Origin of the sequence: Bifidobacterium reuteri DSM 23975, assembly GCF_000741695.1 — a bacterium.
In the GTDB taxonomy this organism is placed as follows: Bacteria; Actinomycetota; Actinomycetes; order Actinomycetales; family Bifidobacteriaceae; genus Bifidobacterium; species Bifidobacterium reuteri.
Window position 1 is genome coordinate 22,859 of the sequence record NZ_JGZK01000002.1, and the last position, 13,764, is coordinate 36,622.

13 protein-coding genes are annotated in these 13,764 nt (G+C 60.4%); 8 read left to right on the forward strand and 5 right to left on the reverse strand.

Annotated features, from left to right (window positions below; translation table 11 throughout):
- The first annotated feature begins 17 nt into the window (after positions 1-17).
- Both purD and BREU_RS01690 read left to right on the forward strand, forming a co-directional pair.
- The gene (gene purD, locus BREU_RS01685) at positions 18-1,289 is read left to right on the forward strand and encodes a phosphoribosylamine--glycine ligase (RefSeq protein ID WP_044095765.1); all 1,272 of its coding nucleotides are present in this window, start codon (positions 18-20) and stop codon (positions 1,287-1,289) included.
- A 99-nt stretch (positions 1,290-1,388) separates the two neighbouring features.
- Positions 1,389-2,102: a C40 family peptidase gene (locus BREU_RS01690; protein ID WP_044089938.1), complete on the forward strand. Its 714-nt coding sequence runs from the start codon at positions 1,389-1,391 to the stop codon at positions 2,100-2,102.
- Between the two features lie 106 nt (positions 2,103-2,208).
- Here BREU_RS01690 and BREU_RS01695 read toward each other — a convergent pair whose 3' ends face one another.
- From BREU_RS01695 to BREU_RS01715, 5 genes are all read right to left on the reverse strand, one after another.
- Positions 2,209-3,777, reverse strand: a complete 1,569-nt coding sequence (locus tag BREU_RS01695) for an aldehyde dehydrogenase family protein (protein WP_044089967.1) — start codon at positions 3,775-3,777, stop codon at positions 2,209-2,211.
- Positions 3,778-3,819: 42 nt separating this feature from the next.
- Complete coding sequence (locus BREU_RS01700; protein ID WP_162178913.1) at positions 3,820-6,381, reverse strand: glycoside hydrolase family 2 TIM barrel-domain containing protein; 2,562 nt, start codon at positions 6,379-6,381, stop codon at positions 3,820-3,822.
- Between the two features lie 456 nt (positions 6,382-6,837).
- Positions 6,838-8,910, reverse strand: a complete 2,073-nt coding sequence (locus BREU_RS01705) for an LTA synthase family protein (RefSeq protein WP_044089941.1) — start codon at positions 8,908-8,910, stop codon at positions 6,838-6,840.
- Positions 8,911-9,188: 278 nt separating this feature from the next.
- Positions 9,189-10,109 (reverse strand): metal ABC transporter solute-binding protein, encoded by a 921-nt coding sequence (locus BREU_RS01710; RefSeq protein WP_044089942.1) that lies wholly within the window; start codon positions 10,107-10,109, stop codon positions 9,189-9,191.
- 298 nt (positions 10,110-10,407) lie between these two features.
- On the reverse strand, positions 10,408-11,304 hold the full coding sequence (locus tag BREU_RS01715) for a hypothetical protein (RefSeq protein WP_044089943.1): 897 nt from the start codon (positions 11,302-11,304) through the stop codon (positions 10,408-10,410).
- Between the two features lie 52 nt (positions 11,305-11,356).
- On the opposite strand from BREU_RS01715, the gene rpmB reads away from it, so the two are divergent.
- From rpmB to BREU_RS01740, 6 genes are all read left to right on the forward strand, one after another.
- Positions 11,357-11,596 (forward strand): 50S ribosomal protein L28, encoded by a 240-nt coding sequence (gene rpmB / locus BREU_RS01720; RefSeq protein WP_044089944.1) that lies wholly within the window; start codon positions 11,357-11,359, stop codon positions 11,594-11,596.
- Positions 11,597-11,760: 164 nt separating this feature from the next.
- Positions 11,761-11,931: a 50S ribosomal protein L33 gene (gene rpmG, locus BREU_RS01725; RefSeq protein ID WP_044089945.1), complete on the forward strand. Its 171-nt coding sequence runs from the start codon at positions 11,761-11,763 to the stop codon at positions 11,929-11,931.
- 16 nt (positions 11,932-11,947) lie between these two features.
- The gene (rpsN, locus tag BREU_RS01730; RefSeq protein WP_044089946.1) at positions 11,948-12,253 is read left to right on the forward strand and encodes a 30S ribosomal protein S14; all 306 of its coding nucleotides are present in this window, start codon (positions 11,948-11,950) and stop codon (positions 12,251-12,253) included.
- Positions 12,254-12,282: 29 nt separating this feature from the next.
- Positions 12,283-12,405, forward strand: coding sequence for a 50S ribosomal protein L36 (locus BREU_RS01735; protein WP_044089947.1), 123 nt, complete (start codon positions 12,283-12,285; stop codon positions 12,403-12,405).
- Entirely contained in the window at positions 12,405-12,572 is a 168-nt protein-coding gene (rpmF, locus tag BREU_RS11430) for a 50S ribosomal protein L32 (RefSeq protein ID WP_081886484.1), read from the forward strand. The genes BREU_RS01735 and rpmF overlap by 1 nt, the downstream gene beginning before the upstream one ends.
- A 90-nt stretch (positions 12,573-12,662) precedes the next feature.
- Positions 12,663-13,706: a metal ABC transporter solute-binding protein, Zn/Mn family gene (locus BREU_RS01740; RefSeq protein WP_044089948.1), complete on the forward strand. Its 1,044-nt coding sequence runs from the start codon at positions 12,663-12,665 to the stop codon at positions 13,704-13,706.
- Positions 13,707-13,764 lie beyond the last annotated feature (58 nt).

The window sequence follows — 13,764 nt, forward strand, 5'->3', positions numbered from 1 at the left end:
GAAAGGACACAATAAGGATGGGTCAGAAGGTTCTGGTCATCGGTTCCGGTGCGCGCGAACACGCCATCGCCCACACCCTGCTCAAGGGCTCCAGCGTCGATGAGGTCACCGTGGCTCCGGGCAATCCGGGCATGGTCGGCGATGGTATCCGCATCACGCAGCTCAGCCAGTCGAATCACGCCGCGCTCATCGAGTTCGTGCAGCAGAACGGGTATGACTGGGTGTTCGTCGGCCCTGAAGTACCGCTGATCGAAGGCATCGTGGACGATTTCGCCAAGGCCGGCATCAAAGCATTCGGCCCGAACAAGGCCGCCGCCCAGATCGAGGGTTCCAAGGACTTCGCCAAGCAGCTCATGGCGCGTCACAACATTCCCACCGCCAAGTACCAGACCTTCAGCGATCTGGAACTGGCCAAGGAATACGTCAACGAACATGGCGCCCCCATCGTCATCAAAGCCGACGGTCTCGCAGCCGGCAAGGGCGTGACCGTGGCCATGGACCTGCACACCGCCATCCGAGCGCTCGAAGACATCTTCGTCGACCATCGTTTCGGCTCCGCCGGAGCCAAAGTCGTCATCGAGGACTTCCTCGAAGGCCAGGAATTCTCCCTGATGAGCTTCGTCAACGGCACCGAATTCTGGCCTATGCCCATCTCCCAGGACCACAAGCGCGCCCACGATGGCGACGAAGGCCCGAACACCGGCGGCATGGGTGCCTATAGCCCCGTGCCGCAGATTCCCCAATCCGTCATCGACGAGGCCATCGACACCATCGTGCGTCCGACCGTCGAAGGCATGGCCGAGGAAGGCACCCCGTTCACCGGCATCCTCTACGCCGGCCTGATCGCCACCGCCAACGGCCCCAAAGTCATCGAATTCAACGCCCGCTTCGGCGACCCGGAAACCGAAGTCGTGCTCCCCAAGCTCACCTCCGACCTCGGTGCCGGCATCAGCGAGATCCTCAACGGCGGGACTCCGGAATTCACTTGGGATGAAACCAATGCCACCTTGGGCGTCGTCCTCGCATCCAAGGGATATCCGGAGCATGTCATCAAGGGCGCGCGCGTCCCTGAACTCCCCGTCGATGAGGACTCCCACGTCTACTATGCCGGCGTCGTCTCCGACGGCAAGGGCGGACTCGTCGCCGATTCCGGCCGCGTGCTCCTCGTCGAGACCTCCGCCCCTGACATCAAGTCCGCGCAGGACAAGGTGTACTCGATCATCGACAAACTGGATTGGCGGGGGATGTTCTATCGCCACGACATCGGTTTCAAAGCCCTGAATGACTGATTACGGAGCGTCCTCGGCGTTGCCCCTGTACCTTTCGCGTGAGGTACAGGGGCAACGCTATATTGGTAGGCAGTTTGTGTGGAAGGAATCATTGCATCCATGGTGACCATCAATCACGTCGGCACGTTCGCCGCATCAGCTGCCTGCATCGCTGCTCTCGCACTTCCGCTGGGCTTTGTCCCCATGGCCAACGCAGCAGACAGTGCCTCCGGAGCTGTCTCTTCGGCTCGTGCGTTTCCTGCTTACAAATCCACCAAGCGCATCACCGTCGGCGTGGAATCGACGTCCACCGACAGCAACGGCGACTGGGGCGATGTCGAATCATTGAATGTGCCTCAAACTCAGTCCCAAGCCGAGAAGGACGCAGCCGCAGAGCAAGCCCAGGCCGCTCAGGCAGCTCAGGCAGCTGCGGATTCCGCCGCCGAGGCAGCCAGCCGCAGCGCATCCCGCACCGCCGTCGCAGCCAATGACGTGCCTGTCTCCGGAAATGCCACCGATCTCGTCGCGTTCGCATTGCAGTTCCAGGGAGCCCCATATGTCTATGGAGGCACCACCCCCGATGGCTGGGATTGCTCCGGTTTCACCCAGTACGTGTTCGCCCACTTCGGCATCAGTCTGCCTCGTATCGCTGCGGACCAAGGTTCCGCAGGCACGCTGGTCACCGATCCGCAGCCCGGCGATTTGATGATCAGCGCCACGCACGCCGGCATCTACATCGGCAACGGTCTGATGATTCATGCCATGACGCCGGCGCAGGGCACGCAGGTCACTGCGGTGATGAGCGGTATGAGCTATTACCGTGTGCTGAAGTAAGTTGAAGTAATCAGCACAACGTTCGCGCACAGGAATGGGGGATGCATGATGACATACATCCCCCATTCCATATCCTTCCATATCCAGCTATGGCCTCGACTCGAACTCAGCTCAATGCAATGATGCAATCGACGATCCGGGTACGCCAAGCATTGAACGGTGGATACACCGCCTGCATCGTATCAGGCCATTGAGTCTTGGAGACCACCGTCTTGATATGGCTGAACGTCTCGAACCCGGCCTTGCCATGGTAGGAACCCATGCCCGAGGCCCCCACGCCGCCGAACGGCAATCGGCTGGACAGCAGCTGCGCCAACGTCAATGAATATCCCAGAGACCCGGACGACGTTTCACGCTCGAACGCCAGACGGACAGACCGGTTACGGGAGAACACATAGGCAGCCAGCGGGCGTGGACGGCTGTTGATGAAATGAATGGCCGCACGCGCATCCTTGACCACCAGAATCGGCAGAATGGGACCGAAAATCTCCTCCCCCATCACAGCCGCATCCGGTTGCGTGCCGAACAGCACCGTGGGTGCCATATACCTTGTGGCGCGGTCGACCACGCCACCGCACATCACACGACCCGCCGGATCCATAACGCCGGGCACTGTAAGGATGTCGGCATGCCCGTCACGTTTCGCCTTTTCCCCATCGGTCGTCTCATCCGCGCGGGCGGCGGTGATACGACGACCGACCATGTCCACTGCAGCACCGACCACTGACGCCACCTGCACCAGCGGAGAGCTCGGCTCCTCAGCTGGCACGGTACCGGCCGGCAGCAGCTTGCAGAGCCGCTCGATATGGCGATTGTTGACGATCCGCCCATAGTCCGACGACACAGCGGGATCCTTGCCGAAGAATTCGCCTATCGCCACACCGATGCGTTTGGCCAGCACCTCGGCGATATCCGGTGTAGCCAGCACATAATCCGGCGCAACGCAGGTCTGCCCGGCATTGGAGAATTTGCCCCACGCGATGCGTCTGGCCGCCACGTTCAGATCGACGGAACCATCCACGAAGCATGGCGATTTGCCGCCGAGCTCCAACGTGACCGGCGTCAGGTGCTGCGCCGCCGCAGTCATCACGATTCTTCCGACACGCTCGCCACCGGTGTAGAAGATATGGTCGAACGGCTGGTCGAGCAGTTCACCGGTCTCCTTGGCGCCCCCTTCCACCACGGCGACCGCTTCCGCATCAAGATATTGCGGCAGAAGCTGCGCGATGAGTTTCGACGTGTTGGACGCCAGCTCCGACGGCTTGACACATACGGCATTGCCCGCAGCGAGCGCATCGGCCAATGGCTCCAACGCCAGCAACGCCGGATAATTCCACGGTGCGATGATCAGCACCACACCCTTGGGCTCGGCGATCGTCCACCCTGCGGCGGGCTGCAGAGCCCACGGCATCGGCACCGGGCGTCGGGCTGACCAGACCCCCATCCGATTGCGTACGAAACGCGCTTCGGAGACTATCAAGTCAAGCTCCATCAGCACAGTCTCCACGGCGGGCTTGCCCAGATCGGCGGTCTGTGCAGCCACGAAATCCTGACGGTGCTCGTCAATCAGGCGTCGCAACGCATCGAGTTGCGCGCGGCGCCAGGCAAGCGGACGCGTGCGCCCGGAGGCATATGCGCGCTTGAGATTGGCGAAGGCATCGGTTCCAGTGGTCATGTCAAGGCCTTTCAGATAAGTGCGCGTCATCGGCATCGCGCATCACGGTTCATACGATTCATACGTCCTGTTTTCGGCCCGCCATATGGCCTGCGCCCGACCGAAGTACGTGGTGCAGGTGTTGCCGGCGAGTTCATCGAAGGTGATGGGATTGGCACTGGCCGCCCCGAGCAACGTGGCATGGGCGAGTACGGCATTCAGTTCCGCATCGGCGTTCGACACATGGGTTGGCACGCCGCCCTCATGCTGTGAAACACTCTGTGAAACATACGCTCGACCGCTGCCGCCCACCGGCTTCCCCTCAGGTGCATCTACGAGCACACTGCCATCCTGAAGCACGGTGATGGCGCGATCGTCGGTGACATGCACTTCGCCTTTCGCGTCGGTAAGGGCGATGGATCCATAGACCAGCTCCTCGCCGTTCCACCGAGGATCGTCTCGCGGATATGGGTTGGGGACCCGTTCGAATACCGTGGTGACCATGAATTCCCGACCGGCCGAGGTCAGCGAACTATCGGCGATCGGCTGTCCTCCGCTGTCATAGGCCGTCGCGGTGAGCGTACCGGGCTCATACGGGACCCGGAATTCCGCCATGCACCGGCGCACCGGCGCACGTCCGACGTGACGTCCGTTCAGCGACAGCTCCACGCTTCTGCCACCCGAATACACCTGGACTATGGCTTCACGACCCTCATATCCGGCCCATGACCAGCTGGCTATGCCGTCATGCCCTCGCTCTATGAACCGCGCGGTACGGCCAGCGCGGGATGAGGATGAACCCGCTCCATACAACAGCTGCATGGGGCGTACGGTGATGGCCGGAGTGCGCCGCACACCGGTGACGATCTGCCGGTACAGCATCTGCCCGGTCGGCTCGCCGGTAATGTCGATAAGCCCTGAGCCGCCCAACAATCCCGGATAACGCCGGTATGGGCCGGTCAGATGGCCGCGCAAAGCCATATGGTCGCCGTATTGGCGCATCCAACCGTATGGCTCCGGATTCGAATAAGCCCATGCGCTCACCGACGCTTCGCCGATGTAATCCCAGCCGGTCCACACGAAGTCGCCAATCATGTACGGCAACCGTTGGGCGGTGGGCCACGTATCGATGATCTCCTGCGGATAGGTCTCGCTGGCGCAGAACACCCGATTGGGATGCCTGCGGTGGAACCATTCGGGACCCTGGCGGCAATAGTTCAGCCCCGCCACATCCACTTCATCGAACACCGCATTGCTCTGCCGATCCATGATGCCGGTGGCGAGCGCAGCCGGCATGAGCCTGTCGATGATCGACAGCATGATCGGCCCCGAGGCGTGTTCGAGTGTGGTGTTGAGCCCCGGTTCCCCTTCCACCGTGATGTCATGCTGGTCCATGCCGGCCTTGGTTTTCGCAGCTATGGACAGCGAAATCGGGTTCACGCAGTCGATGATCGGGCGGCTGGTGTCCAGAGAGCGGATGATGGCGCGCATGGATCGCGCCGCGTCGGCGGCACGCGGTGACTTGGTATCCGCGATCTCGTTGCCTATGGAATACAGCACCACGCTGGGATGGTTGCGGTCCTTGCGGACCATCGACGCCAGATCGTCGGCGTAATGGTCGCGGAAATCACTGGCGTAATCGTAGCTGGTCTTGTGCATCCACCACATGTCGAACGCCTCGTCCATAACCAAGAGTCCCACTTCATCGCAGGCGTCGAGGAACGCCTTGGACAATGGGTTGTGCGCCGAACGAACGGCATTGAAGCCTTGTTGTTTCAGTATGCGCGCACGACGGTATTCGGCCTGTGGCATGGTGGCGGCGCCGAGGATGCCGTTGTCGTGATGCACGCAGCCACCGTTGAGCAGTGTGCGTCTGCCGTTGAGTCGCAAGCCATGCGTGGCGTCGCAGGTCAGGGTTCGGATGCCGAACCGTTCGGCATGGGTGTCGAGCAATGTGCCGTCATCGGCATGCAATTCGATGAGTGCGGTATACAAGGTGGGCGAATCCGGCGACCAGAGTCGAGCATCCTCAATGGCGCCAATGGTGCCGCTCCCCTCCTGGAATTGGGCCGCGACCTCTCCTTGCGCATCGACGATGGTGACATCGAGATACTGGCCGAGGATGAGTGGATTGTCAAGGGCAATTGCCACGTTGGCCTTGACGTGGCAACCGGTCGGTGCCTCGGCCGTATCACCAACGACAAGGGCCTCGATATGCACGCCATCCGGTCGAATCGCATCCGCGCTCTCGGCGGTCCACAGCCACACCGGCCGGTAGATTCCCGAGCCTGAATACCAACGCGAATTGGGAATATCGGAGTTGTCCACTACCACGGTCAGCGTATTGGCACCGGGCTTCAGCGATGCCGCGATATCGAGATGATAATCTCCGTATCCATACGTCAACTCGCCCGCCAAAGTACCGTTGACCATCACCGTGGCATGCGGGTACACGCCCTCGAATTCCAGCAGGCATGAGGCTGGCGGACGACCGTCGAAACGTAACGTGGTGCGGTATTCATACGTGCCGCCCGGATAGTAACCGGTATTGTATCCGTTCGCGGTATCCGGATCGCGATGCTCGTGAATCATCGCGTCATGAGGCAACGTGACCGACTGCCACACTCCGGATCCTTTGCCGCCAATGCTCCGAAACTGCCACTGGGAATTGATATCGACGCGCCGCATAGCCTTATTGTAGGCCTGCCGCACTGAATATGCGCGATGCGCACGATTGCAGCAGAAACAACCACCGCTGAAAAGACGTCAGCACAAGAAATTCCCGAAACAAACCCAATCGCCGAGAAAACCTTGCACTGAACCAACCTCAGCACAAACAATTCCCGAAAAACCAGCCCACTGGGCTGTGGGCTTCACGGCAGTGCTACAGCAACTTCGGACGGGCTACGCCCGCACACTGCTGACTCGCCTCACGGCTCGCCACACTGCCTACGGACAACCCACCGGGTTGTCCGCTTTACGGCAGTGCTACAGCAACTTCGGACGGGCTACGCCCGCACACTGCTGACTCGCCTCACGGCTCGCCACACTGCCTACGGACAACCCACCGGGTTGTCCGCTTTACGGCAGTGTCATGAAATTGGTGTTTTTGAGGTAGTTTTTGCCAGCAGTGATGTCGTATTGGATGAGCTTGTAGTCGGCGAGCAGCTGCTCGGTCTCCTCGTCGAAGTCCTCGGTGGACATCGGCTCGCCATCCTGGTCCAGATAGATGCTCTGGCCTTCGGGGATGCGCTCCCAGCCCTGAATCTGGTTGACTACCGGCGGCTCCATAGCGGCGATCTTCGCGTGCATCTCGGTCAGGAACGCCAGATACGGCGACACCTTGGCGTCCATATGCTCGGCGGCCTGGGCCACGAAGAAGTTCGGTGAGGAATAGGCGGCGTCATCCGCCTTGACGCCCTGGGTGCCGGACGCCTTGTTCGACCAGATGAAGTAATCGGTCAGATGCAGGGCCAAGGAGTTGCCGTCATCCTGGCCGGCCGAGGAATAGATGCCGGGCAGGTGGTCGCCGTAGAACACCACGGTGACCGGCTTGTCCAGCTTGTCCAATTCGTCCAGGAATTCCTTCGTGGCCTGATCGGTGATCGACGCGCCCTTCTGATAGGTCTCGATCGACTCCTGCTCATCCTTCTCCAATGGCGTGCCGGTGGTGGATTCGACGGTGAAGTCGTTGTCCTTGTACCACTCGTGGTAGGGCATGTGGTTCTGCATCGTGATGATCTGGATGAACTTGTTCGCGGTGCCGTCCTTGATGCCCTCAAGCGCCGAATCGTACGAGGATTTGTCGGAGACATAGGGCGAATCGTCGATCTTGTCCTGATACTTGATCACATCAGGGCCGGTCAGCGTATAGAAGTGCGAGAATCCGAACTTCTTGTAGTTCGTGGCACGCGAATACATGCTCGACTCGTAGGGGTGGTAGCCGAGCGAATTCGCGGGCGCGCCCCACATCTGGTTGATGGTGGGCGCCCAATGAGCGCCGGGCACCAGCTGCTGGTACGGGCTGGTGAGCGAGGAGTCGAAGTTGGCCATCGACAGGCCGGTCAACCCCATGTATTCGAGGTTCGCGGTGCCGCCGCCATAGCCCGAGGAGAGCATCAGACCCGAGGTGGTGTTCTCCTTGATCTTGCGGATATTGGGCATGGAGTCCTTGTTGACCTTCAGCCCGGGCACACGGCTCGGGTCGGAGAATGATTCGGACAGCACATACACCACGGTGGAATCGTTGAGATTGTTGGCGCGGGAGGCGTTGATCTGCTTCGCCTCCTGCTCGTAGCGCGCCGCCACCTCCTTCATGGTCTGCTCGGAATAGTCGTCCGGCTTATCCATGATCTTGGGGTTGACCTGGCGGGTGAAGGCCACGAGCGGGCCGTTGCGCTGCGCATCATAGACCGAATCCCACATGGAGGGCTTGTCGCCCATGCCCAAGGAAAGCTTGTTGGCCCATGAATCCGTGGTGCTCACCTGCATGCAGTACAGGGAGAATGCAAGCAGTGGCAGCAACAGCAGAATCAATCGGGAGGCGAAGTTCAGCCCCATGTTCCTGGTGCGGATCATACGGCCTTGGCGCCCATCGAAATGACGCAGCACCAGAATCAGCGCCACCAATGCGATGAATGCGCCCAGCGCCACCAAAATGGTCACGTGGGCCCCGGCCGGGATGAAGGTGAGCATGTTGCCGGTGTTGGTGCCGAGGAATCCGAGATCGGCGGGCAGGATCGCCTCATATCGGATCTCCACCTTGAAATGCTCGATCGCGGCCACGAAGATGCCGGCCGCGAGGATCACGATGCTTGCCGTCCAGAACCGGTTGAACAGCATGAGCAGCGCCAGATACAGCAACCCGACCAATATCACGTTCAGCAGGAACACGAAATTGCCGTCGGTCCACATTTTGCTGACGAATCCGAAGCCGACCGTGGGGCTGGAAAGCTGCACACGCGTGGAGCTGGAGGAGACACCCACTTCGAGCGCCGCCACGGCGATGATGTCGAATACGAGGAACAGCACGCCGTACAACCAGCCGGGGAACGGCTTGTGCGGGTGCTTCGGGGTGACTTCGTCCGCCTCGGCCCGGTTCTCCCAGAGCCGCCAACGGAACTTCGATGTGGTGTTACTGGTGTTTTCGCTCATTCGCCTGCAGTTTACCTATTGTTTCTTCAATATTTCCAAAGGGCTATTGTTACCGCACAACCTTGGGGAATCATGATCATGCGACGATTCTTTACGGTTCTCTGACTCCTCAGAATAGTGCAAAGGGTGCCTCGGCATAACCGAAGCACCCGTATACAAGGAGCCTTCCCCAATAGCTCGCGTTCTCACTATCCCTATGCGAACCGCGCTATTCGATCAGCTTATTGATTATGATCACGCGCCGTTGTGTCTGTTGCGCATTACCGCCTGTCGCCAAGTCACTTCACTGCGGCGGCGAACTGATCGACCAGGGCATCCATCCAGTCGAGCAGGTTGTCGTATTCGGACGGCATCTGTTCGGTAAGTTCCACGATCGGCACGTTGGCATCCTTGGCCGCACCGGTGATCTGATCGGTGGTGGAGCTGGCCTCCTGAGAATTGAAGACCAGCATCTTGATGGAGCCGCCCTTGAGCGCGTCCTGGAAGTCCTTGATATCGGCCGGTGTCGGCTCGCTTTCGTTGGCGGAGGCCTGCGCATAGCCCTTCGGCGTGGCATCGCTCATCTTGAGGTCGTCGGCCAGATACCACGCCACGGATTCGGTGGCGGCATAGGGCAGTTCCGCGGTCTTGGCGGACGTCTCCTTGATCTTGGACTCGAGCTTGTCCTCCTTGGCGTGCCAATCCTCGTTGAGCTTGGCGTAGTCGTCCTTGTTGTCCGGGTCGGCCTTCTGATAGGCGGCGGTGATGGCGTCGGCGGTGGCGGAGCGGACCTCGGCGGAGAACCAGACGTGCGGGTTGTCGCCTTCCTTGATGCCGGCGGTTTCGGCGGCGTCCACCAGAGTGGCTTGGGTGGATTCGGCGGCCTTGGACGCCCACGGGTCGTAGTCGGCGCCGTTGACCACGGCCACTTTGGCCGAGCCGAACTTGGCCACGTCTGCGGCCGTGGGCTCGTAGTCGTGCGCCTCCACGTTGGTCTTGGTCATGATATTGGTGACTTCGACGTTGTCGCCACCGAGGTCGGCGGCCACCGAACCCCACTGATTAATGGATGCCACGACCTCGATCTTGCCGGAGGATGCGGCGGCATCGGAGCCGGTGCTGCTGGCGGCGTTGCTGGAACCGCAGGCGGCCATCGAGAACAGGGTCGCTGCAGCAGCTGCGACGGCAAGCACGCGCTTGGCGTTGGACATGATGGACATGATTGGATTTTCCTCTCTAATTCAGCTGTTTGGCCGGGCGATGTTGCTGTTGCTGCACATCGACCGGCCACCAACACGACAGAATAACACATATTGAGAACTATTATCATTTGCATTTGTTTCGGCGTGTTCTCATTCGGCCGCGCGACCCGTCACAATCTTCAACACCCGGCCCTCCGTAACGCAGCAATACAGCAAAACACAGCATGACCAAGCAATGCCGAACGACACAGATCGCGATGCTCTCATCCACCTGACCTATTCACCCAATTCCAATCAGCCCTGCATCAGCGCGCACTCAGACACGTGGCACCGTTGCACCGGACGCCGCACCCACCAGCTCCATCAGACTTACGGTATGGGCGTCCTCGCATATCAGCGCATCGCAGTCGGCTATAGCGCGAATGATGTCACGGCACCGGCACTCACCATCCGCATCCAGATGACGCGCCAAACAGCCGGCTCCGACCACCGGCAGCTCCAATACGCACGAAGACTCTCGAATCAGGCGGGAGACCACGGCACCAGTGGAGCGCTCATCATAGACGCCATCCTCCTCACCCAAGCCATAGAGACACAGCCGATCGTCGTCGAAGAACCGCTCCTCGAACTCGTCAAGACCCACCGCATTGGCGACGACACCGACGAACAACGGCATACTCCAGTCATCAAGGCGGAACAAATCCGTCAGATACTGCGCCACCAGAGAGCCCTCCAAACCGACCGGCAACGAGACAAGGAACGCCTCAGGCATGGTAAACGACAGGGATTCCGGCGATGCGGACGCGGAAATCCCCATAGCATCCGACAACCCATTCGACTCAATCCTTGGCGGCACTTCCGATCCCACCCCGACACCCGCTGCAAACGCCGAGCATATTGACTTCAGCACACGTCCGACGTCATGCTTCACCGTGCAGCTCATGCAGCACTCCTCCAAGGCGAACGACTCCGACTCGCCGAACGTCAGACCGTCCGCGCGGGGACGCGCGACCGTGCGGACGATGTCCAGCCCGGACTCAACGGCGGCATTCGGCCGCACATCGTACGCGATCGAGCACACGGACGGACAGGAGTCGGCCAGCGAAAACGCCACGGCATCAAGACTGAGCCGATCCGCCCCTGTGAGCAGCACCACCGGCACGCCAGCGCCGCGTTCCGCGTTTCCCAATGATTGCAATACCGGATGAATCATAACAACCTTCCTTTTTGATAATGGTTATCATTATGGTGTATAGTCTGCAATCATGTCCAAACAATGTCAAATTCTGGGCACGCATGCCTCCACCGGCAATCGCGTCTCCCATTCGCACCGAAAAACCAAACGAACCTTCTCGCCGAATCTGCAAACGAAGCGGTATTGGGCCCCGTCTCTGGGACGCACCATCACACTCACCGTGAGCGCCAAAGGCATGAAGACCATCGACCGCATCGGCATCGAAGCGGCGCTCGCTCGCATCCGCCGCAACCAGAACGTCAACCGATGACTCGCGCCCGATACTCGCTCGGCAGACACTGGCTGCTCGACGCGGGCGACGCTCATCAGCCCTGCGATGCGCACTCGGCAGGAAACCATTAGGCACCCAACAGCCATCCGTCAGATACCTGAGATGCAACCAACAGACAACCAATAGAAAGCAGTCGAAGCATCATGTCAAGCAAATCATCGGAGATCAGACCGGTCATCACCCTTAAATCCACGGCGGGAACCGGCTTCACCTACACGACCCGCAAGAACCGACGCAACACGCCGGACCGACTCGAACTGCTGAAGTTCGACCCGGTGGTGCGCAGGCGCGTCGTCTTCCGGGAATCGCGCTGAACAGGAGGAGCCACCAATGGCCAAAACCAGCAAAATCAACCGACAAATGCAGCGCGAACGCATCGTGGCGAAATATGCCGAACGGCGAGCACAATACAAGCGGGACAGCGTCAACCCGCACCTGACCGCCGAGGAGCGTGCCGAGGCGATGCGCAAGCTGCACGCCCTGCCGCGCGACGCCAGCCCCACCAGACTGCGCAACCGGGATTCCATCGACGGACGGCCGCGCGGATTCAACCGCAAGTTCGGTCTGTCCCGCATCAACCTGCGCGAGAAGGCGCATAGGGGCGAGCTGCCCGGCGTAGTGAAATCAAGCTGGTGACCCACAAACCGTAGATAAGAAGCAACACCATGAAAGTCAAATCCTCCATTCGATCGCTGGCCCGTAAGGACGGCTCCTACCTCGTCCGGCGCCGCGGACATCTGTACGTCATCAATAAGAAGAATCCGCATTGGAAAGCGAGGCAAGGCTGATGGCACTGCCGAAATACCGGACCTCACGGTCACGCACCCGCTCGCGCCGAGCCAATTGGAAGGCGAAAGTCCCACAGTTGGCCACGGTGACCACGCCGGAAGGCGAAGTCGTCCAAGTTCCCCAGAATCTGGCCGCAGCCGTACGGAAAGGGTATATGAAGCCATAGTGTCCCGCGTCGGAAATGTGTTGACAAGCAGAGCACACCCAGAAACTGAGCAATCAGAACAATAAGAACAATCAGGTAGAAAGCCCAACCATGACTAACTCAAACGCTAGCCAGCCCACACCGGAAACCAATCCCAGCACTCACGCATCCATCGGCGATCGTCGCAAACCGGTTATCGCCGCCATCGCCGCATTCTGCGTCGGCGCGCTGCTCGCCGGCGGCATTGTCGGCGGATTCGCCTACGCAAGACAAGGCCAGACGTCCGGCGGTGAACCCGGCGGCAGCACCACGACGACGGCTGCGGATTCCTGCGACACGACATTCACCGTGGTCGCCTCGGTGAATCAGTGGGGTTCGCTTGCCGAGCAACTCGGCGGCTCCTGTGCCGAAGTCACCTCGCTGATCAACTCGACCTCCGCCGACCCGCATGATTACGAGGCCACCGCCTCGGACCTCGCGAAGCTCGCTAAGGCCGACATCGTCGTGCTCAACGGCGCCGGATACGACGGCTGGGCGGAAAAGGCTCAGCTTAACCCGGACAAGCAGACCATCGTGAACGTGGGCGACCTCATGGGCATCACCGCCACTGAGGAGCACTCACACGAGCATGAGGAAGGCGAGGAAGGCCACCATCACCATCACGGCTCCACCAACCCCCATGTGTGGTTCAGCCCCGAAGGCGTGCTCAAGGCCGCCGAGGCAATCAACGACGCCTACGTGACCAAGGCAGGCGAGAACTCGAAGACCGCCGAGGAGTACAAGCAGTACTACGACACCGGCTACAAGACCGACGTGGAGAAGATCGTCATCAAGGGCGACCAGATGAGCTTCACCCGCGGTGGCAAGACCGCGACCGCCACCTACAAGTACGACGGATTCAAGATCCTCGACTACGCTAAGGGCAACCGCGGCGTGCGGTTCCTGTTCACCGCCACCGGCGACGTGCCCGAGGGCGCGCCGAAGATCGTGCAGTTCTCCGACCACGGTATCGCACCGGGCAAGTCCGCCCACTTCCACATCTTCATGGGTGACGCCTCCCAGAAGGAGACCCTGAAGGAGATGGACAACTGGCCCACCTACTACCCGGCATCGATGAGCGGCGAGGAGATCGCCACGGAGATTCTGGCGCACTGATCTGAACCGACCTGATGTGATTGCCTGATTCCCGGTAAGACAAGACGCTCAACTCGAC

Coding starts and splice junctions, on each gene's coding strand:
- purD (WP_044095765.1), top strand. CDS start 18: ATGGGTCAGAAGGTTCTGGTCATCGGTTCCGGTGCGCGCGAACACGCC.
- BREU_RS01690 (WP_044089938.1), top strand. CDS start 1,389: ATGGTGACCATCAATCACGTCGGCACGTTCGCCGCATCAGCTGCCTGC.
- BREU_RS01695 (WP_044089967.1), bottom strand. CDS start 3,777: ATGACCACTGGAACCGATGCCTTCGCCAATCTCAAGCGCGCATATGCC.
- BREU_RS01705 (WP_044089941.1), bottom strand. CDS start 8,910: ATGAGCGAAAACACCAGTAACACCACATCGAAGTTCCGTTGGCGGCTC.
- BREU_RS01710 (WP_044089942.1), bottom strand. CDS start 10,109: ATGTCCATCATGTCCAACGCCAAGCGCGTGCTTGCCGTCGCAGCTGCT.
- BREU_RS01715 (WP_044089943.1), bottom strand. CDS start 11,304: ATGATTCATCCGGTATTGCAATCATTGGGAAACGCGGAACGCGGCGCT.
- rpmB (WP_044089944.1), top strand. CDS start 11,357: ATGTCCAAACAATGTCAAATTCTGGGCACGCATGCCTCCACCGGCAAT.
- rpmG (WP_044089945.1), top strand. CDS start 11,761: ATGTCAAGCAAATCATCGGAGATCAGACCGGTCATCACCCTTAAATCC.
- rpsN (WP_044089946.1), top strand. CDS start 11,948: ATGGCCAAAACCAGCAAAATCAACCGACAAATGCAGCGCGAACGCATC.
- BREU_RS01735 (WP_044089947.1), top strand. CDS start 12,283: ATGAAAGTCAAATCCTCCATTCGATCGCTGGCCCGTAAGGACGGCTCC.
- rpmF (WP_081886484.1), top strand. CDS start 12,405: ATGGCACTGCCGAAATACCGGACCTCACGGTCACGCACCCGCTCGCGC.
- BREU_RS01740 (WP_044089948.1), top strand. CDS start 12,663: ATGACTAACTCAAACGCTAGCCAGCCCACACCGGAAACCAATCCCAGC.